Origin of the sequence: Halomonas qinghailakensis (assembly GCF_025820815.1) — a bacterium.
GTDB classification, from domain to species: Bacteria; Pseudomonadota; Gammaproteobacteria; order Pseudomonadales; family Halomonadaceae; genus Vreelandella; species Vreelandella qaidamensis.
Genome location: NZ_CP096973.1, coordinates 1,968,151 through 1,987,617 on the forward strand (window position 1 = coordinate 1,968,151; position 19,467 = coordinate 1,987,617).

The 19,467-nt window shown below is 53.9% G+C and carries 17 protein-coding genes and 1 tRNA gene; 12 read left to right on the forward strand and 6 right to left on the reverse strand.

Features of this window, described 5'->3' with window-relative positions:
• The first annotated feature begins 2 nt into the window (after positions 1–2).
• The 7 genes from M0220_RS09300 (at position 3) to M0220_RS09330 (ending at position 6,855) form a co-directional block, all read left to right on the forward strand.
• Positions 3–305: an urease subunit gamma gene (locus tag M0220_RS09300; RefSeq protein ID WP_009723133.1), complete on the forward strand. Its 303-nt coding sequence runs from the start codon at positions 3–5 to the stop codon at positions 303–305.
• Positions 306–343: 38 nt separating this feature from the next.
• The gene (locus tag M0220_RS09305; RefSeq protein ID WP_264019211.1) at positions 344–664 is read left to right on the forward strand and encodes an urease subunit beta; all 321 of its coding nucleotides are present in this window, start codon (positions 344–346) and stop codon (positions 662–664) included.
• On the forward strand, positions 661–2,376 hold the full coding sequence (ureC, locus tag M0220_RS09310; protein ID WP_264017451.1) for an urease subunit alpha: 1,716 nt from the start codon (positions 661–663) through the stop codon (positions 2,374–2,376). The genes M0220_RS09305 and ureC overlap by 4 nt, the downstream gene beginning before the upstream one ends.
• Before the next feature lie 155 nt (positions 2,377–2,531).
• Complete coding sequence (gene ureE, locus M0220_RS09315; protein ID WP_264017452.1) at positions 2,532–3,080, forward strand: urease accessory protein UreE; 549 nt, start codon at positions 2,532–2,534, stop codon at positions 3,078–3,080.
• The gene (locus tag M0220_RS09320; protein WP_264017453.1) at positions 3,070–3,792 is read left to right on the forward strand and encodes an urease accessory protein UreF; all 723 of its coding nucleotides are present in this window, start codon (positions 3,070–3,072) and stop codon (positions 3,790–3,792) included. Before ureE ends, M0220_RS09320 begins: the two co-directional genes overlap by 11 nt.
• A gap of 24 nt (positions 3,793–3,816) precedes the next feature.
• The gene (ureG, locus tag M0220_RS09325) at positions 3,817–4,449 is read left to right on the forward strand and encodes an urease accessory protein UreG (RefSeq protein WP_030071039.1); all 633 of its coding nucleotides are present in this window, start codon (positions 3,817–3,819) and stop codon (positions 4,447–4,449) included.
• A 618-nt stretch (positions 4,450–5,067) separates the two neighbouring features.
• Positions 5,068–6,855: a methyl-accepting chemotaxis protein gene (locus M0220_RS09330; protein WP_264017454.1), complete on the forward strand. Its 1,788-nt coding sequence runs from the start codon at positions 5,068–5,070 to the stop codon at positions 6,853–6,855.
• 140 nt (positions 6,856–6,995) lie between these two features.
• Here the strand turns inward: M0220_RS09330 and M0220_RS09335 are convergent, their stop codons facing one another.
• The 3 genes from M0220_RS09335 to M0220_RS09345 are packed head-to-tail and all read right to left on the reverse strand — an operon-like array spanning position 6,996 to position 9,777.
• Positions 6,996–8,258 (reverse strand): TRAP transporter large permease, encoded by a 1,263-nt coding sequence (locus M0220_RS09335; RefSeq protein ID WP_264017456.1) that lies wholly within the window; start codon positions 8,256–8,258, stop codon positions 6,996–6,998.
• Positions 8,255–8,779 carry a TRAP transporter small permease gene (locus tag M0220_RS09340; protein WP_264017457.1) on the reverse strand — a complete coding sequence of 175 codons (525 nt, stop codon included), beginning with the start codon at positions 8,777–8,779 and terminating at the stop codon, positions 8,255–8,257. Before M0220_RS09340 ends, M0220_RS09335 begins: the two co-directional genes overlap by 4 nt.
• Entirely contained in the window at positions 8,779–9,777 is a 999-nt protein-coding gene (locus M0220_RS09345) for a TRAP transporter substrate-binding protein (RefSeq protein ID WP_264017458.1), read from the reverse strand. The genes M0220_RS09340 and M0220_RS09345 overlap by 1 nt, the downstream gene beginning before the upstream one ends.
• 143 nt (positions 9,778–9,920) lie before the next feature.
• On the opposite strand from M0220_RS09345, the gene M0220_RS09350 reads away from it, so the two are divergent.
• From M0220_RS09350 to M0220_RS09370, 5 genes are all read left to right on the forward strand, one after another.
• Positions 9,921–9,997 (forward strand) — tRNA-Arg (locus M0220_RS09350).
• A gap of 300 nt (positions 9,998–10,297) precedes the next feature.
• Positions 10,298–12,748, forward strand: coding sequence for an EcoAI/FtnUII family type I restriction enzme subunit R (gene hsdR / locus M0220_RS09355; protein ID WP_264017459.1), 2,451 nt, complete (start codon positions 10,298–10,300; stop codon positions 12,746–12,748).
• A gap of 90 nt (positions 12,749–12,838) precedes the next feature.
• The gene (locus M0220_RS09360) at positions 12,839–14,320 is read left to right on the forward strand and encodes a type I restriction-modification system subunit M (protein WP_264017460.1); all 1,482 of its coding nucleotides are present in this window, start codon (positions 12,839–12,841) and stop codon (positions 14,318–14,320) included.
• A complete protein-coding gene (locus tag M0220_RS09365) occupies positions 14,317–16,098 on the forward strand; it encodes a restriction endonuclease subunit S (protein WP_264017461.1) in 1,782 nt (593 codons plus the stop codon). Before M0220_RS09360 ends, M0220_RS09365 begins: the two co-directional genes overlap by 4 nt.
• Positions 16,095–17,108: an Abi family protein gene (locus tag M0220_RS09370; RefSeq protein WP_264017462.1), complete on the forward strand. Its 1,014-nt coding sequence runs from the start codon at positions 16,095–16,097 to the stop codon at positions 17,106–17,108. The genes M0220_RS09365 and M0220_RS09370 overlap by 4 nt, the downstream gene beginning before the upstream one ends.
• A gap of 674 nt (positions 17,109–17,782) precedes the next feature.
• Here the strand turns inward: M0220_RS09370 and M0220_RS09375 are convergent.
• The 3 genes from M0220_RS09375 to M0220_RS09385 form a co-directional block, all read right to left on the reverse strand.
• Positions 17,783–18,799, reverse strand: coding sequence for an IS30 family transposase (locus tag M0220_RS09375; RefSeq protein ID WP_264017463.1), 1,017 nt, complete (start codon positions 18,797–18,799; stop codon positions 17,783–17,785).
• Between the two features lie 145 nt (positions 18,800–18,944).
• A complete protein-coding gene (locus M0220_RS09380; protein ID WP_030071007.1) occupies positions 18,945–19,277 on the reverse strand; it encodes a hypothetical protein in 333 nt (110 codons plus the stop codon).
• A gap of 15 nt (positions 19,278–19,292) precedes the next feature.
• Positions 19,293–19,430 (reverse strand): hypothetical protein, encoded by a 138-nt coding sequence (locus M0220_RS09385; RefSeq protein ID WP_198023700.1) that lies wholly within the window; start codon positions 19,428–19,430, stop codon positions 19,293–19,295.
• Positions 19,431–19,467: the final 37 nt, after the last annotated feature.

The window sequence follows — 19,467 nt, forward strand, 5'->3', positions numbered from 1 at the left end:
CTATGGAACTGACCCCACGAGACAAAGACAAGCTGCTGCTGTTTTCTGCTGCCCAGCTTGCCGAGCGCCGCAAAGCGCGCGGCCTAAAGCTTAACTACCCCGAAGCCGTGGCGCTGATCAGCTTTGAAATCATTGAAGGTGCCCGTGACGGCAGAAGTGTCGCCGATTTAATGAGCTACGGCCGTGAAATCCTTAGCCGTGACGACGTGATGGATGGCGTGGCGGAAATGGTGGATGAGGTGCAGGTAGAAGCCACCTTTCCGGATGGCACCAAGCTTGTGACCGTTCACACGCCAATCAACTAGTCGTCAGCAACCAGGAGGCTGCCATGATTTCCGGCCCAATGATTCCAGGACAGTACCAGTTAAAAGACGGTGATATTGAGCTATGCGTGGGTCGCGAGCGGATTAGCGTCGAAGTGGCCAATACCGGTGACCGCCCCATTCAGATCGGCTCTCACTACCACTTCGCTGAAGCCAACCCCGCACTGGTGTTTGATCGTAGCAAATCCCGTGGCTTTCGCTTAGATGTGGCAGCGGGCACCGCGATTCGCTTTGAGCCTGGCCAGACCCGCGAGGTCACGCTAATTCCCTTCGTCGGTAAGCGCGAAATTTACGGCTTCCGTGGCGATGTGATGGGTGCGCTCGATGGAGGTAAGCAATGAAACCGGTTAACAAAATCAGTCGGCAAGCTTACGCCGATATGTACGGCCCCACCGTGGGCGACCGAGTGCGCCTGGGCGATACCGAGCTGTGGATCGAGGTGGAGAAAGACGCTACCCACTACGGCGACGAGGTGAAGTTCGGTGGCGGTAAGGTTATCCGCGATGGCATGGGGCAAAGCCAGCGTGTTGATGACACGGTGATGGATACGGTGATTACCAATGCGCTGATTTTAGACTGGTGGGGCATTGTGAAAGCCGATGTTGGCCTGCAAAGCGGACGCATCGCGGCGATTGGCAAGGCAGGTAATCCCGACACTCAGCCGGATGTGGATATAGTGATTGGCCCCGGCACTGAAATTATCTCAGGCGAAGGCAAGATTCTCACCGCTGGCGGTATTGACGCGCATATTCACTTTATTTGCCCCCAACAGGTAGAAGAAGCGCTGATGAGCGGCGTAACCACTATGTTGGGCGGCGGCACTGGCCCCGCAACGGGCTCTAATGCGACAACCTGCACGCCTGGCGCGTGGCATATTGGCAAAATGCTGCAAGCGGTGGACGACCTGCCGATGAATATTGGCCTGTTGGGCAAAGGCAATGCCAGCCTGCCAGAGGCGTTAGAAGCGCAGCTGGAAGCGGGTGCCATGGGGCTAAAGCTCCACGAAGACTGGGGCACCACGCCTGCTTCCATTGATAACTGCCTCAGCGTGGCAGAAAAGTACGATGTGCAGATCGCGATCCACACCGACACGCTCAATGAATCCGGCTTTGTGGAAGACACCCTGGCGGCGTTTAAAGAGCGCGGTATTCACACCTACCACACGGAAGGGGCAGGCGGCGGTCACGCGCCGGATATCCTGACCGCCTGCTCAAAAGAGTACGTGCTGCCGTCTTCCACTAATCCGACGCGGCCTTATACGGTTAACACCATCGACGAACACCTGGATATGTTGATGGTCTGCCACCACTTAGACCCCAACATTCCTGAAGATGTGGCCTTTGCCGACTCACGTATTCGCCGTGAAACGATCGCCGCCGAAGATATTCTTCACGACTTGGGCGTGATCTCGATGATTGCCTCGGACTCCCAAGCCATGGGGCGAGTGGGCGAAGTGGTCTGCCGTACCTGGCAAACAGCCCATAAAATGAAGGTGCAGCGCGGTTTATTGCCCGAAGATGAAGCGTTGGGCGCGGATAACCTGCGCGCCAAGCGTTATATCGCCAAATACACCATTAATCCTGCCATTACCCACGGCATTGCCCATGAGGTAGGTTCTATCGAAGTTGGCAAGCTGGCGGATTTAGTGCTCTGGAAGCCTGCATTCTTCGGTGTAAAGCCCTCGCTGATCATTAAAGGCGGCATGATTGCGGCAGCGCCCATGGGCGACCCCAATGCGTCTATTCCCACGCCTCAGCCAGTGCATTATCGCTTTATGTTTGGGGCGTTTGGAAAGGCCGCCAGCCAAACGCGGCTCAACTTCGTGAGCCAGGCGGCGATTGACGCAGGCATTAAAGAGCGTCTGGGCCTGCACAGCACGCTTTCCGCCTGTAAAAACGTACGCGGCGTGCGTAAAAAAGATATGAAACTCAACGACGCCTGCCCAGAGCTCACCGTTGACCCACAAACTTATGAAGTGCGCTGCGATGGCGAGCTACTCACCTGCGAGCCCGCCACCGAACTGCCGCTAGCCCAGCGTTATCATTTGTTTTAATTGGGGCTATTTCATTTAGGTAGAGGTGACGGGGGAGGTCGAAGAGAGGGTCTTTTGCCATGGATGGCAAAAGTAGCGTACAGGGATGTATTCACAGCGCCCTCTCGTAGGCCTACCCCCGGCACAGCCTCATAGATAGCGAAAGGACGGTAGAGATGCTGAAATTGATAGAACGTTTAGGGCCGGTGGAAGAGCGCGCTGCCAGCGACACGCTGACGCTGCCCTTTGAGCTGCGCATTCGCGGGCGCCTAAAAGCCCAAAGCGATAGCGGCCGCGAGCTGGGCCTGTTTCTAGACCGTGGCCCGGTGCTGCGCGATGGCGAAGGCTTAAAAGCTGAAAGTGGCGAGGTGGTGCGCATACGCGCTGCCATCGAGCCGGTGGTGACCGCGCGAGTTAGCACCGGCTTACCCCTTGCACGGCTGGCATATCATCTTGGCAATCGCCATGTACAGTTAGCGCTGGGCGAAGACGAGAAGGGCGGCTGGGTGCGTTTCCCCCCCGACCATGTGCTAGAAGAGCTGGCGGAATTACTGGGGGCTGAGCTTGAGCATCACAACGCCACCTTCGACCCAGAACCTGGCGCCTATAACCAAGTAGGTGGCGGCGGGCATTCTCACGGGCATTCTCATGGTCATGGGCACTCCCACGACCATGAGCATCCGCATGATCATTCACACACGCATGAGCATCATCATGCCCACTGAACGTGCCTTACCAGAAAACCATGACTTAGCCCTGCTAGGGCTAATGCAACTGGTCAGCCCCGCGCTGCCCATCGGCGCCTTTGCGTTTTCCCAAGGGTTGGAAAGTGCCTTTGAGCTAGGCTGGGTAAGTGATGAAAAAAGCCTTTCTGAGTGGCTTTCTGGCGTATTGGAAGATGGCCTAACCCGCTGTGAATTGCCGCTGATCGCGCGCTTGTACACCGCCTTTGAGCAGCAGGACAGCGATGCAATAGCCCAGTGGGACGAGTGGTTGGCAGCCACCCGCGAAACCGCTGAACTAGCGGCTGAGGATAGCCGCCTGGGTGCTTCACTTAAGCGCCTGTTAGGCAGCCTGGACTTACTACCCCGCCAGGATGAGCAAAGTGAAGACTGTCTGCCTCCTTTATTACCTACCCAGGCAGGCTACGTGACGCTATTTAGCTATGCTGCCCATATGCGTGGCGTGCCCCCGCGTCAGGCGCTGTTAGGGTTTGGCTGGGCGTGGCTGGAAAACCAACTGGCAGTAGCCTGCAAAGCACTGCCCCTAGGCCATACCGCCGCTCAGCGCGTTATTGAACAGCTGCGCGGTGAACTGGTGGACGCTGTCGACCAAGCACTATTGCTCGACGATGACGATCTTGGCCCGATACTGCCCGGCGTGGCGCTGGCAAGCGCTCTGCACGAAACGCAATATTCACGCTTGTTTAGAAGTTAAACGTTTATCTATTAGGAGAAAACAATGACGCACTGTTTACGTGTAGGCGTGGGTGGGCCAGTGGGGTCCGGTAAAACCGCACTGCTCAAGCAGCTCTGTTCGGCGCTCCGCGATTATTACGATATCGCCGTCGTGACCAACGACATCTACACCCGTGAAGACGCTGACTTTCTGCTCAAACACAATGCACTGGCCGCTGACCGCATCCTGGGAGTGGAAACCGGCGGCTGCCCGCATACCGCCATCCGCGAAGACGCTTCGATGAACTTGGCGGCCATCGATGAGCTACACGCCCGCCACCCAAAACTAGAACTGGTGCTGGTAGAGTCTGGTGGCGATAACCTATCGGCCACCTTCAGTCCTGAGCTTTCCGATCTCACGCTGTACGTGATTGACGTTTCCGCAGGCGATAAAATTCCCCGTAAAGGCGGGCCAGGCATTACTAAGTCAGACCTGCTGATTATCAACAAAATCGATATTGCCGAGCAGGTACATGCTTCGCTGGAGGTAATGGAGCGGGATTCGAAGAAAATGCGCGGCGAACGCCCCTTTGTGTTTACCAATCTCTACGATGGTGTTGGGCTTGAGGAGATCATCCGTTTTATTCTTGATAAAGGCATGTTGGATGAACGTCGGCCCCAGGTGGCGACGGCATAAGCATTGAAAAGGTGGTTACTGCACTGCCCCACTAGTTAATAGGGGCAGAGCAGGCAAAACTGAGGTGGCTAGCTGCTTGCTAAAAACGGGCCGTCCCTGGCCACCACCCACCTACAGTGAACGGATAGCCGAAAGATAACCTTAACGTAGGTTATGAAATAACGAGTTTGAGCGTTTCTTAACTGTTAAGAAACAAAAAGTGGGTGTATCCGATGTAGCCGGGACACATTCAACTCCGCTTCTCGATGTGTTGTTGAGGTAGGTACTGCTATGCGGCACTTGCATGGATGTCCGTGGCTTAACCGATAATGAGGCAGTGAAGGGCGCTGACTGTCTTCTGGTTTAGCTTGAGAACTAAATCACAGCTAGTCAGATAAGCATATGTTTCAATTGGGTAAGTTTGGGCGAGGTGCCGTTGCGTAACATGAAAAAGGCACAGATGCTGAGCTTCTACCTTTTGAAGAGGTTCCTATCTGGATAAGCAGGCCATAAACGTCAATCCATCAATCTGAGCACCCTAAAAAAAGAACAATAATTGGCTAAAGTTAATCCTTGTTAGGTCGATAGTAACTGCACAATATTACTAAAATTTTTCCTACGACCTATAGAGAAACCTGAATGGCCACTGCTCCTTCGACTACGAAAAAACGAAGCCTTAGCTTACAAGCTAAAGTGCTCACTCTTGTTCTACTGCCTCTTTTTATGGTGACCGTGGGATTAGTTGCGTTTAACGCCTATGAGCGTACTCAAAACACCCGCGATACGTTGGCAAACCAGCGCGAGCTGCTGATTGAAGAACGCCGCCACGCGGTGCGTGACATTGTGCAAGTAGCGACAACCGCTATCTCGCCTATTTATGAACGGGCAGGTGCCAACGATGAGGAAGCCAAACAGCAGGTAGCAGAGCTGGTGCGCGCGATGCGCTTTGAAGGTAATAACTACGTTTTTATCTATGATTTCGAGGGCAACAACATTGTGACAGCCCCTGCGCCAGAGCGCGAAGGGACCAACATGATGGACGTAAGAACGCCGGATGGTAGCTACCTTATTCGCGATATCCTTCAAGTAGCTAAAAATGGCGGCGGTTTCCATAGCTACGTATGGGAGTACCCAAGTACCCGTGAGATTGAGCCTAAGCACTCGTATGTAGAGAGTTTAGAAAAGTGGGGCTGGATGATTGGTGCTGGTGTTTATGTCACTGATGTTGATGTGACGGTTGCCGAGCTGGAAGCTACCGCTACTGCCAATTTACGCCAATCTATTCTGTCTGCGATTTTGTTGGGTGCTGTCTTATTTGTGATAGTAGCACTGCTCGCATTTGGTTTTGTGCGCCGCACCGTAGGACCGATTAAGCGCACCGCTAGCGCCATGCACGATATTGCTCAGGGCCGTGGTGACCTTACCCGCCGCCTAGCGGTAGAAAGCAATGATGAAGTGGGCAACCTTGCGGTGCAGTTCAACGCCTTTGTTGAACGAATGCAGGACACTCTGCGTGACGTGCGTCGTAGCACTGTCAGTGTTTACCATTCAGCAGGCGAGATGTCCCATAGCTCAGAAGAGCTGGCTACCCGCACCGAACAGGCTGCCGCTAACCTGCAAGAAACGTCGGCCTCTATGGAAGAGATCACCTCGACCGTAAACCACAGTGCGGATAACGCCCAGCAAGCTAATCAGCTGGTTCAGTCCACCGCTGAAGTGGCCCACCAGGGTGAAGAAGCCATGGGTCAGGTTGAGCGGACGATGCACGACATCAATGATTCAGCGTCGCGCATTAGCGATATCATCACGATGATTGATGCGATTGCCTTCCAAACCAATATTTTGGCGCTGAATGCGTCGGTGGAAGCTGCGCGGGCAGGTGAACATGGCCGTGGCTTCGCGGTGGTTGCGCAAGAAGTACGCACACTTGCCAGTCGTTCTAGCGATGCATCAAAAGAGATTCGCACGCTGATTGATAGCTCTGTTAAGCACACCCACGCTGGTGCCGAGCTTGTGCGTAACGCTGGCGCTACCATGCGTGACATTGTTGAAAGCGTTTCCAAAGTGACCGATGTGATCGGCGAGATTAGTGCGGGCGCCAAGGAGCAGAGTAGCGGTATTGGCCAGATCAACACTGCCGTTGCGGAAATGGACACCATGACTCAGCAAAACGCTGCCATGGTACAAGAGTCTACCGCCGCTGCTGCTGATATGCGTCGCCATGCCGAACACCTTAACGAGTTGATCAACTCCTTCGTGCTTGGCGGCGATGATCCACAAACCTCATCGACACAGCCAGCGTTAAATCAACCGCGTCAGTCTCTGCCTTCTGGTGCGCCAAGTGCACGCCAGGAACTCAAGCGCCCCGCGCTCTCTTCTAAGCAAGCCCCTGTTAAAGCAGGCGACGACGCCTGGGAAGAGTTTTAAGCCTTACGTTGTTTATAAATCGCGCTCAGCAAAAAACACACGATGCGCAGTAAAAACAAAGGGGGCTGCCAAATGGCAAGCCCCTTGTTCATATCAACGCATTTCATATCAACGCATTTCAGCTCACTATTAACTGCTTGCTAACTACCCGACCAGCCGAGCAGGATCGGTACATAAACCACCAATAGCAACACGCCAATTAGCCCTAAAAGATACGGGATAATTGCCTGGGTGATGCGCTCCAGCGGTAGCTGAGTGACTGACGAAGCCACATAGAGGTTGATTGCCACTGGCGGGGTAATCATGCCAATTGACAATCCCACTACAATAATCAAACCAAAGTGGATCGGGTCGATTCCCAGCTGGAGCACCAGCGGTAGCAGTACTGGGGTAAGAATAATCAATGCGCTGGCGGTCTCGATAAATACCCCCGTGAGCAGAATCACAGCCACGACCAGCAGCATAATCACGTAGGGGTTAGTGGAAAGCGACAACACTGCTTGGGCTATCGCGCCGGGTACCTGCCAGCTTGAAAGCGTCCAGCTGAGTACTGCCGACATGGCAATTACCAGCATAATGACTGCGGTGGTCATCGCCGAGCGAATCAGCAGCTTATACACCTGGGGCAGGGTTAAATCGCGGTACACAAACAGTGATACCAGCAGCGCGTAGTTAACCGCCACCACCGCCGCTTCCGAAGGTGTGAAGATACCCGAGAAGATACCGCCCAAAATAATCACCGGCGTCATCAGCCCCCAGCTAGCCGCTTTTAGCGTGCGCCAAATGGTAGGCAGTGACAGCGGTGTGCCTTTGGGGTACTGACGCTTATAGGCCTGAGTGATGGCAATCGCCATTAGCCCCAGCCCCATAGCCAGCCCCGGCAAAAAACCGTTCAAAAACAGCTTTGAAACCGACTGCTGAGCAATCACCGCGTAGATAATCATCGGCACCGAGGGAGGAATCACCACGCCAATCGTGCCGCTGGCAGCAATTAAGCTGGCCGCCGAAGCGGGGTCGTAACCTTTACGCTTAAGTTCTGGCACCAGGCTTGAACCCACCGCAGCGGTGGTTGCTGCGCCAGAGCCAGAGATAGCCGCGAAAAACATGCCCGCCATCACCGATACAGTCGAAAGCCCGCCACGCATAAAGCCGACTAGCGAATCGGCAAAGCTTACCAACCGCTCGCTGACCTTACCCTGAGCCATTAAGTCACCGGCCAGAATAAACATCGGGATCGCGACCAGGGCAAACGCGTTAATGCCCTGGAACATCTGCTGGGTGACCACCATCAGTGGCACGCCCGACTGGTACAGCGCATAAAGCGTGCTTGCGCCAATTGCAAAGGCAATCGGCACGCCCAGCAGCATAAACAGGAAGAACAGCCCGAACAGCACTAGGGTCATAGCGGCGCCTCCGGAGCAGAGGCCGTTGGCTCACCGTTCACCAGCACGTCAATCATATCCACCAGGGCGTACCACGCCATAATGGCCGCAGAAAGCGGGATCACCGCGTAAACGTAGGTCATCGAAAGCCGCAGCGAGGCGGACTTCTGAAAACTTTGCACCTGCATATAGCGGTAGCCAATCACGATTAGCGCAATCATAAACGCCAGCACCACTGCCAGCGCCGCCAAACGTGCCAGCTTGCGTAGGGACAGAGGAAGCGCATCCACGGCAAAAGTCACTGCGATATGCCGCCCGCGCTGGAACGCCAGCGTGCTGGCTAAAAACGTAATCCACACCAGCAGAAAGCGCGCGACCTCTTCCGTCCAGCCGACGGCGCTGAACAGCACTCGCGACACAATCTGCAGAGTAATCACGCCAATCAATGCTGCCATGCCCGCAAACACCACGGGCCGGATGATGGCATCCAGCCCGCGTTCAATGCGTTGCAGCAGCGTCAAAAGAGGCTGTGCAAAGGCCATCACTGATTCAGCGCCTCCCGAATGCGTGGCAGGTAGTCACCAAACTGCTCGCCGTACTTCTCATATACAGGCGCTACGGCTGCTTGGAAGGCTTCCATATCCGGTGTCTCGTTGATTTCCATACCCGCTTCGCGCAGCGCCGCCAGTTGGTCGGCTTCCATATCGGCGTTCACTTGGCGCTCATGCTCGGCGGCTTCTTGGGCAGCTTCTTTCAGTACGGTTTGTGCCTGTTCTGGCAGTTGGTTCCAAACGGGCATGCCCATTACAAAAATGGCCGGGGCGTATGTATGGCGGGAAAGGGTCATGTAGTTCTGGGTTTCATCCAGCTTGAATGAATGAATCACGTTCACCGGATTTTCCTGACCGTCGATGGTGCCCTGCTGCATGGCGGTCAGTGCTTCTGTCCACGCCATGGGAATAGCGTTAGCGCCCAGCTCACGGAAGGTATCGGTGTACACCGGGTTTTCCATCACGCGAATACGCAGGCCATCCAGATCTTCCGGTGAATTCACCGCCCGCTCGCTGTTGGTCAGGTTGCGGAAGCCGCGCTCAGCGTAGGCTAAGCCTTTCAGGTTCACGTCAGACAGCTTATCCAGCAGCTCCTGGCCAATGGGGCCATCCAGCACGCCATAAGCGGCTTCTGGTGAAGGGAACAGGAACGGCAGTTCAAAGACCGCCATCTCTTCCACAAAATTAGCCACCGGCCCGTTGGTAATCACCCCCATATCCACCGTGCCGATCTGCATACCTTCCAGCAGCGTGCGTTCGTCACCCAATGAGGCGTTAGGGTAGATCTCGATGTTGACCTTGCCTTCGGTGCGTTCTTCCACCAGTTCTTCAAACTTGGTAGCAGCGATATGGAAGCCATCTTGCTCGTTGACCACGTGGGCCAAGCGCAGGGTGACGGGGTCCATATCAGCAAAATCAGCGGCGTTCGCAGCGCTTGCCAGCGCCAGTGAAATGCCCAATGCCAGCGTGTTACGTGCAAAATTTTTCATTATAGTGTGTTCCCAGTTTTACTAAGGGTTGGCAGTGCTTCGAAAGCATGCACCAGAGAGACGAAAACGGTCAATCAAAGCGGCTGTAAAACCGCAAGGCAGCTGGACACAGCGCGCCCACACGGGTACGATACGCACCCAAAGCGCCCGTAGCTCAGTTGGATAGAGTGTCGGCCTCCGAAGCCGAAGGTCGTAGGTTCAATTCCTACCGGGCGCGCCAAACATATTAAGGGCTTACGTTAACGCGTAAGCCCTTTTGTTTTGGCTGTGTCAAATCTGTGTCATCCATGTGCCACGCCTGCCAATATTGCCTTCAAGCCCTGCTACTCAGCCGTTGACCTGCGGCTTTTATCTGACACAGGTGTGTCACACGCTTATTAGCGTTCTGCTAGCCAGTGTGTCGCTTGTGGGTATAACTATCGATATTCTCACGTCCACTTAGCACAAGATGCTTAATTCGACTGAGTATCGTAAGCTTTGGGTAATCAATGCCCAGCCCGCCAGACGAGTAGGATTTGCCATGGATAAGAAGGCCCTCAGCGAACGCGATATTTGCACCAAGTTCATTACCCCGGCCCTTGTACAGGCGGGGTGGGATATCCAAACGCAAATTCGTGAAGAGGTGACCTTTACCGCCGGGCGGATTATCGTGCGGGGGCGGTTGCATACCCGGGGCAAAAAGCGCCGGGCAGATTACCTACTGAGCTTCCAGAAAAACCAGCCGATTGCAGTGATAGAAGCCAAGGATAACAAGCACAGCCTGGGCGATGGTATGCAGCAGGCGTTGGCCTATAGCGATGCGCTGGATGTGCCTTTTGTGTTTTCAAGCAATGGCGACGGCTTCCTGTTTCACGACCGCACTGGGCTGGGTGGGCAAACTGAAACTACCCTGACGCTAGATGCGTTTCCATCGCCTGATGAACTCTGGGAGCGCTATTGCCAGTACAAAGGCATTCAGCCCGCCGCTCGCCCGGTGGTTGAACAACCCTATTACGATGACGGCAGTGGCCGTACTCCGCGCTATTATCAGAGGGTGGCAATCAACCGTACCGTTGAAGCCGTGGCACGGGGGCAGAACCGTATTCTGCTGGTAATGGCGACCGGCACCGGCAAAACCTTTACCGCGTTTCAGATCATTTGGCGGCTGTGGAAGTCGCGCCAGAAGAAGCGAATCCTGTTCCTGGCGGATCGCAATATCCTGGTCGACCAGACCAAGAACAACGACTTCAAACCCTTTGGTCAGGCGATGACCAAGGTCACCAACCGCACGGTGGATGCGTCCTACGAAATCTACCTATCGCTGTATCAGGCGGTGACCGGCAGCGAAGAAGAGCAGAACATCTACAAGCAGTTCTCGCCAGACTTTTTCGATTTGATTGTTATCGACGAGTGCCACCGCGGCAGCGCAGCGGAAGACTCCGCCTGGCGCAAGATTCTGGATTATTTCAGCGCAGCAACCCATATCGGCCTGACTGCTACACCCAAAGAGACCAAGGAAGTCTCCAACATCGATTACTTCGGTGTGCCGCTTTACACCTACTCGCTCAAGCAGGGTATCGAGGATGGCTTTCTGGCCCCCTATAAAGTGGTGCGGGTGGATATCGACAAAGATCTGCAAGGTTGGCGGCCGAGCAAGGGCCAGCGGGATAAGCTCGGCCAGGAGATTGAAGACCGCATCTACAACCAGAAGGATTTCGATAAACAGCTGGTGCTGGAAAAACGCACTACTCTGGTGGCGGCCAAGATTACCGAGCTGCTGGAAAGCAGCGACCCCTATCAGAAAACCATCGTCTTCTGTGAGGACATCGACCACGCCGAGCGTATGCGTCAGGCGCTGGTCAACACCAATCCCAAGCGCGTAGCCGAGAATCGTAAATACGTGATGCGGATTACCGGCGATGAGCAGGAAGGCAAGGCCGAGCTGGATAATTTCATCGATCCGGAACAACGCTACCCGGTGATTGCCACCACCAGCAAGCTGATGACCACAGGTGTGGATGCCCAGACCTGCAAGCTGATTGTGCTTGATCAGCGCATCCAGTCGATGACCGAGTTCAAACAGATTATTGGCCGGGGCACCCGCATCAACGACGACTACCATAAGCACTGGTTCACCATTCTGGATTTCAAGAAAGCCACCGAACTGTTTGCCGATCCGGATTTCGATGGCGAACCGGTGCAGGTCTACCAGCCCTATTCCGATGATGCCCCTATCGTGCCGGAAGACGAGCAAGACAGCACATTGGATGAAGAACAGCCAGACCCACAAGATACATCAGACACAACCGCAGAAGGCGTCGAGACGGACTGGGCCGATTACGACGTAGGCGACAACGCCACTTGGGAGTCTGACGATGCGGGCGGCCTGGGCACACCCGAAGGCCCCGAGCCACGACGCAAATACGTGGTGGATGACGTGGAAGTCAGCATTGTCGCCGAGCGGGTGCAGTATCTAGGGCCGGATGGCAAGCTGATCACCGAAAGCCTGCGTGACTACACCCGCAAGCAGATGAAAGCCCAGTTCGCCTCCCTGGATGCGTTCCTGCGCCGCTGGCAGGATGCCGAGCGCAAGCAGGTAATCCTCGATGAACTGGCCGAGGAAGGCATCTTCTGGGATGCCCTGGTCGCCGAGCTGGGCCAGAAATGGGGCGAAGAGCCCGACCCCTTCGATGTGATCTGCCATATCGCCTTTGATCGCCCACCGCTGACCCGCCGCGAGCGCGCCGAGCAGGTCAGAAAGCGCGATATCTTCAACCGCTATGAAGGCCAAGCCCGTCAGGTGCTTGAATCCCTGGTGGATAAATACGCCGATTCGGGCATAGCACCCATCGAAGACCCCAAAGTGCTGACGCTTTCACCCTTCAGCCAGCTGGGTGCCCCCATGGAGCTGATCAACGCCTTTGGCGGCAAGCCGGGCTACCAACGCGCCTTGCATGAACTGGAAGACGCGCTTTACCAGACCCCCGCCTGATACCATTGCCTTTTTGCTGGCGGTCTGCACCCTGTGCAGGCCGCTATTAACATGTCAACAGATAACACCCCCAACGGAACACACCTCACTATGTCAATCAGCAGCACCATTAAGTCCATTCAAGACATTATGCGTAAAGACGTGGGCGTTGACGGCGACGCCCAGCGAATCGGCCAGCTGGTCTGGCTGCTGTTTTTAAAAATTTTTGACGACCGCGAGCAAGAGTGGGAGATGTTCAACGACGACTACCGCTCGCCGATCCCCGAGCCGCTGCGCTGGCGTAACTGGGCCGCCGATCCGGAAGGCATGACCGGTGACGAGCTCAAGGATTTTATCGATAACACCCTTTTCCCCGGCCTGCAGCAGCTACAGCCCCAGGGCGACGATATTCGCGGCGTGGTGATTCGCAATGTGTTCGAGGATGCCTATAACTACATGAAGTCCGGCCAGCTGATGCGCCAGGTGATCAACCGCCTGCAGAGCGGTGTCGACTTCAACAAGTCCGCCGAGCGCCATGAGCTGGGTGAACTCTACGAACAGATCCTCAAAGACCTGCAAAGCGCGGGCAACGCCGGTGAGTTCTACACCCCGCGGGCGGTGACTGAATTTATGGTCAACCGGGTCAATCCCAAGCTGGAAGAAAGCGTGATGGACCCGGCCTGCGGCACCGGTGGGTTTTTAACGTGCACCATTGAGCACAAGCGCCGCCATTACGTGAAAACGCCGCAGGACGAACAGACCCTGCAGAACAGCATCCACGGGGTTGAGAAAAAGCCGCTGCCGCACCTGCTGGCCACCACCAACATGATTCTGCACGGCATTGAAGTACCCAACCAGATCCGCCACGACAACACCCTGGCCCGCCCGCTGCGCGATTGGGGGCCGAAAGAGCGGGTGGATGTGATTGTGGCCAACCCGCCGTTCGGTGGCATGGAAGAAGATGGCATTGAAACCAACTTCCCCAGCGCTTTCCGCACCCGGGAAACCGCTGACCTGTTCATGACGCTGTTTATCCAACTGCTGAAAAACACCGGCCGCGCCGCCGTGGTGCTGCCGGATGGCTTTCTGTTTGGCGAGGGCATGAAAACCCGCCTCAAGGAAAAGCTGCTGGAGGAGTGCAACTTGCATACCATCGTGCGCCTGCCCAACGGCGTGTTTAATCCCTACACCGGCATCAAGACCAATCTGCTGTTCTTCACCAAGGGCCAGCCGACCGAGAACATCTGGTATTACGAACACCCCTACCCGGAAGGCTACAAGAACTACAGCAAGACCCGCCCGATGAAATTTGCCGAATTCCAGGCTGAAATTGACTGGTGGGGCGATGAAGCCGATGGCTTTGCCAGTCGTGAGGAGACCCATCAGGCCTGGAAGGTCTCGATGGGCGAGATCAAGGCGCGCAACTACAACCTGGATATCAAAAACCCCTGGCAGGGTGAAACCATCACCCACGACCCGGAGGAACTGCTGGCCCAGTACCAGCAGCAGCAGGCGGAGATTCAGGAACTGCGCGACCAGCTGAAAACCATCCTCGATGATGCGTTGACCCGCGATGCAGGAGAGCCGGTATGAGCGCGCATGAACTGATCACCGACCATCTGGATCTGTGGACGCAAGCCGTCACCCAGAAATCCATGGCGGGCCGAGGGAGCAACGGTAAAGTTAAATTGACTGGCATCAAGAAGCTACGGGAGCTGATTCTGGAGCTGGCTGTCAGGGGAAAGCTCGTCGATCAAAATTCAAATGATGAACACGCCAGTGTTCTGCTCGAAAAAATTTCCCAAGAGAAAGCGACGCTCGCTAGACAAGGAAAGGTCAAGAAGCCCAAAAGGCTGCCTGCAGTAACGAAGGAAGATGTACCTTTTGAGCTTCCCAATTTCTGGCAGTGGGCAAGAATATGGGAAATCTCTGAATTGATAACTTCAGGGTCTCGTGACTGGGCAAAGTATTACTCCGAATCCGGCGCAATATTCATCACCATGGGCAACCTTTCTCGCGTTGACTATAAACTTAGGTTGGACAATGTAAAATACGTTTCACCACCCACTGGTGGTGAGGGAGCACGAACATCACTTCAGGGTGGTGACTTGGTGGTTTCTATCACAGGAGATGTAGGTAACCTTGGCCTTATACCTGAAGGCTTTGGCGAGGCTTATATAAATCAGCACTCTTGTTTAGTTCGAATCAGTTCACTTTGCAGGAACCGCTATTATGCAGAGTTTTTGAGAAGCCCATGTGCAAAAAACCAGTTTGATGAGCCACAACGTGGTGTAAAAAATAGTTTTCGCTTGAGCGATATGGGAGAGATGTTGATTCCCATCCCCCCTTTAGAAGAACAACACCGCATCGTTCAAAAAGTCGATGAGTTGATGGCCCTCTGTGACCGGCTGGAACAGCACGCCAGCGACCAACTTGACGCCCACGAAACCCTCGTGGATACACTACTTTGCACCTTAACCCAATCCGAGGACGCCACCGAACTGGCCGACAACTGGGCGCGCCTCGCCGAGCACTTCGATACGCTGTTTACCACCGAACAGAGCATCGATAAGCTCAAGCAGACCATTCTGCAACTGGCGGTAATGGGGCGGCTGGTGGAGCAGGATGCGGGAGATGAGTCGGTAGCCAAACTTGTGGAACGTATCAAGACCGACAAAGCTCTTCTGATAAAAAACAAAAAGATTAAAGCGCAGGCAAAGTTGAAATTGACTTATCAGGGGGATGCCCCCCACCAGCGGGTGCCTATGCATTGGGTGTCAACTAGTCTCGACGAATTGAGCCACGTCCAAGGCGGCATTCAAAAGCAACCGAAGCGCCGTCCTCTCGAGAACAAGTATCCATATCTTCGTGTTGCAGATGTCCAAAGAGGCTTTTTGATGGATTGTTCGGATCTTCCAGAATTCGAGCTGTTTAACGATGAGCTGAGCCAATACGGCTTAAAGAAAGGTGACATTCTCGTAGTCGAAGGAAACGGCAGTGCTGAGGAAATTGGAAGGTGCGCCATCTGGGATGGTCGAGTGCCTGATTGCATATATCAGAATCATTTGATGAGAGTTCGGCCTATCGTTCCTGAAACCAGTGACTACATTGCTCTATATTTGAATTCGCCATCGGGAATAGTTGAGATGAAGCGCTTGGCTGTAACTTCAAGCGGCTTGTACAACCTTAGCGTTGGAAAAATCAGGAGCATACCTGTTCCACTTCCTCCACTAGCTGAACAACACCGCATCGTCCAAAAAGTCGATGAGCTGATGGCCCTCTGCGACCACCTCAAGGAGCGCCTGACCCAGGCCAGCGACACCCGCTGCCAGTTGGCGGGGGCGGTGGTGGAAGGAGCGCTGGAAGGATGACCGACTACACCAAGCCCTGGCTCAGCCACCTGGAGCAATTACAACAGCTAAAAGATCGTGGCCTAACGGTGACAGACGACCAGCGGGCTCTGGCGCATCTCCAACGGATTGGCTATTACCGGTTGAGCGGGTATTGGTTTGCTTTTCGTCAGCGCTCAGGCGTATGCACGCCTTTAAATAAAAGCGGTAAGCGCCTGCTCAAAAAAGGCAAAACGGATTACCTAGCGTTAGATGCGTTTAAGCATGGCACTACCTTTCAGCAAGCCGTCGACCTGTATGTGTTTGATAAGCGGTTGCGACTACTGGCACTGGATGGCCTTGAGCGTATCGAAGTGGCGCTGCGGGTAGACATCGCCCATACGCTGGGGCGGCTAGATCCGTATGCCTATTTGAACCCTTCACTGTTGCATGATGAGTTCGCCTATAAAATTGACCAGAAAACAGGCGTAACTCCTCTGCATAAATGGCAGGAAAGCCATGCGCGCCTGATTAACCGCTCTCGGGAAACGTTTATCGATCACCATAAAAAGAAGTACGGATTGCCGTTGCCGATATGGATAGCCAGTGAAGTGTGGGACTTCGGTACGCTTTCCCATCTGTTCGGTGGAATGCGTGAACGGGAGCAGGATGCTATTGCGGCACGCTATGGCATTAGCAATGGGCGCGTATTCGCTTCCTGGCTTCGCAGCTTGAACTATTTACGCAATGTGTGTGCCCATCACAGCCGGTTATGGAACCGCAATATGGCTGACCAGCCGCGCAAGCCTAGCCATGGTGAAGCTAACTTGTTTTTTCAGGGATGGCAGGATGCCCACGTTCAAGCGCGCCCTTTCCTGCTGCTCTGCATTGTTCAGTTTCTATTGATGACGGTGAATCCTACAAGCACATGGTGGACTCGCTTGGCAGATTTACTAAGCAGTTTTCCAGACTTGCACGCCGTAGGCCTAAACCTACAAGGCATGGGAGTAATAGAAGGTTGGCAGCAGTGGGAATGGCTAGAACAGCAATAAAAAACCCCTAAGCGATGTTACTGCATAGCAGTCTCACCGATAGGGGCCGTGTTAACAACAACTATAGACACCTTGTGAGTCACTAGCAATCGGTTTTATATAGCCAGATGGCATAAAACGTAAATCTGGCCATCGAACAAGGAATCTGGCTGGGATGACAGGCGAGCGATGAAATTTGGCGATATTAGGCCAACTGAATATGCATAATAATCGACTATGCTTTAAAAAATCGTGAATGCAGTGTGCTGCGTTTTTTCAGGTCTAGGTACTGGTTGCAGCTTGTGACCTTCCCCTTAGATTAGTGGCGAGGCCCAGTGATGGAGGCAAATTTGTCTAAATCTTTGTCGATGAAAGGGGGGATAGCTTGTTCTTGTGGTGGAGTGTTCTTTCGTTCCAATAATACAAAGCCCGATTGCCATGCCACGTTAGCTCTTCAGACGTGCTCACATTGTGGTGAGACTAGTGAGGCCGTGCTGTTTATTTATGGCAAGGCCGTGTCTTGGGATTACCAAGACCACTTAGTGGCGCAATTTTGGTTCAAGACGCTTACGCCAAGCCGTGCTGATGAGCTGTATAGTTCGGCAGTAGCACTCCAATCTGTCTTAGCGGTGTCCTCTCGATAGGTAGATATTATAATTAATAAGGGGCGGATGCAGACTCTGAGTGCAACACACTCATTGGATGGTTGATGGGCTTTCATGGTACTTGACCATCAGCTCGCTCATCACTTCTATCGGACATTTAAATCCAAAGCGTTTTCGAGGTCGCATATTCAGCTCAAAGGCAATGGCGTCCAGCTCTTCCTGGCTATGTGCTGAAAGGTCCGTTCCTTTCGGTAAATATTGACGGATAAGACCATTGATATTCTCATTGGCCCCACGTTGCCAGGGGCTGTGGGGGTCGCAAAAATAAATCGCAACGCCCGTTTCTTGAGTGATTTTTGCATGCTGTGCCATTTCACGCCCCTGATCATAGGTCATGCTTTTTCGAGCGGTGGTCGGCATTCGGTTCAGGGCGGCACTAAAACCTGCTACGGCGGATGTGGCGGTGGCGTCGTCCATTTTTGCGAGGATCAGATAGCCACTGCTAAGCTCTACCAAGGTGCCTACCGCGGACGCGTTATTCTTACCTTTGATCAGATCGCCTTCCCAGTGGCCAGGCATTTCACGCTTACTGACCTCGGGCGGACGTAAGTGAATGCTGATCATGTCAGGGATCTGTCCACGTCGATCCACTTCGCCACGACGAGGCTTGCGTGTGGTTTTACCTTGTCGCAAGCAGTGAATCAGTTCCTTGCGAAGGTGGCCAACAGGCAAGGCATAAATGGCCGTGTAGATGGTCTCTCGGCAGACGTAGGCATCGCGCAAATCAGGTAGTTTCATCGTCTTGAGCTTGCCGCTAATTTGTTCGGGAGACAAGCGTCGCCGCAACATATGCACGATGAGATCAAACCGTTCGGTGCCTGGCAAAAGCTTACGCGCAGGACGACAGACCTCTCGACGCTTTTCTCGCTGACGCTGGGCGTACCGGGCGCAGTAACCGTTCTGGGCCATTTGGTTACGGCGTATTTCACGAGAGATGGTTGAAGGAGCTCGCCCCAGGAGCTGGGCAATATGCCGAAGGCTCATCCCTTGGGCTTGACCCACTTGGATGCTGGCACGTTCTTCAATACTGAGTTCGAGGTAAGACATGGGACAACACCTTAGCGAAATGCTCAGGTGTTGCACTCAGTTTCTGCGGCCAAGAGGTATTGATATAGACGTATTAGCCATGAAGCAGTCAGGCTATATGCGTTAGCCTGACTGCTGTCATAGGCGTATAGGAAAAATCAACAAATTAATCGTACCGATGTTCAAACTCGACCACACTGCCATCGGCGCGTGTCAATTGACGTGCATATACCTCTCGTGGGCCAAAGCCATCATCTACAAATCCCATCACCTGAATGGCTTCGCCTATTTGGGCAGGCACCCAGTTAGGACCTACATAAATATTAATACTGCCCGTATCGTCTGACAGGCGAAATTCATCAGTGTCAGAAATACGTTCTATCGTGCCTGACAATGTCACTATGCTGCCTTTTTCTGCTTCGCTTATCGGTGTTATCTGATTTGCCATCAGTGGTGATAGAGGTAGCAATGCCAATATGGCGATAGTGAATGCCTTCATTTTTTAGTTCCTCGCTTAATTCAGGGCAAGCAAAACAAGAATGACAAAAACGGCGGCGGCAATGACAAGCCATTTTTTAGGTACTCGGATGTCAATATCGCCGGAGAGCCACTCGTTGGTATTTCGTAAATTGATTTGCTTTAAGTCTTTCATGGTGCCCCCTAAATCGGATTGTGGGCTAATCGTGACT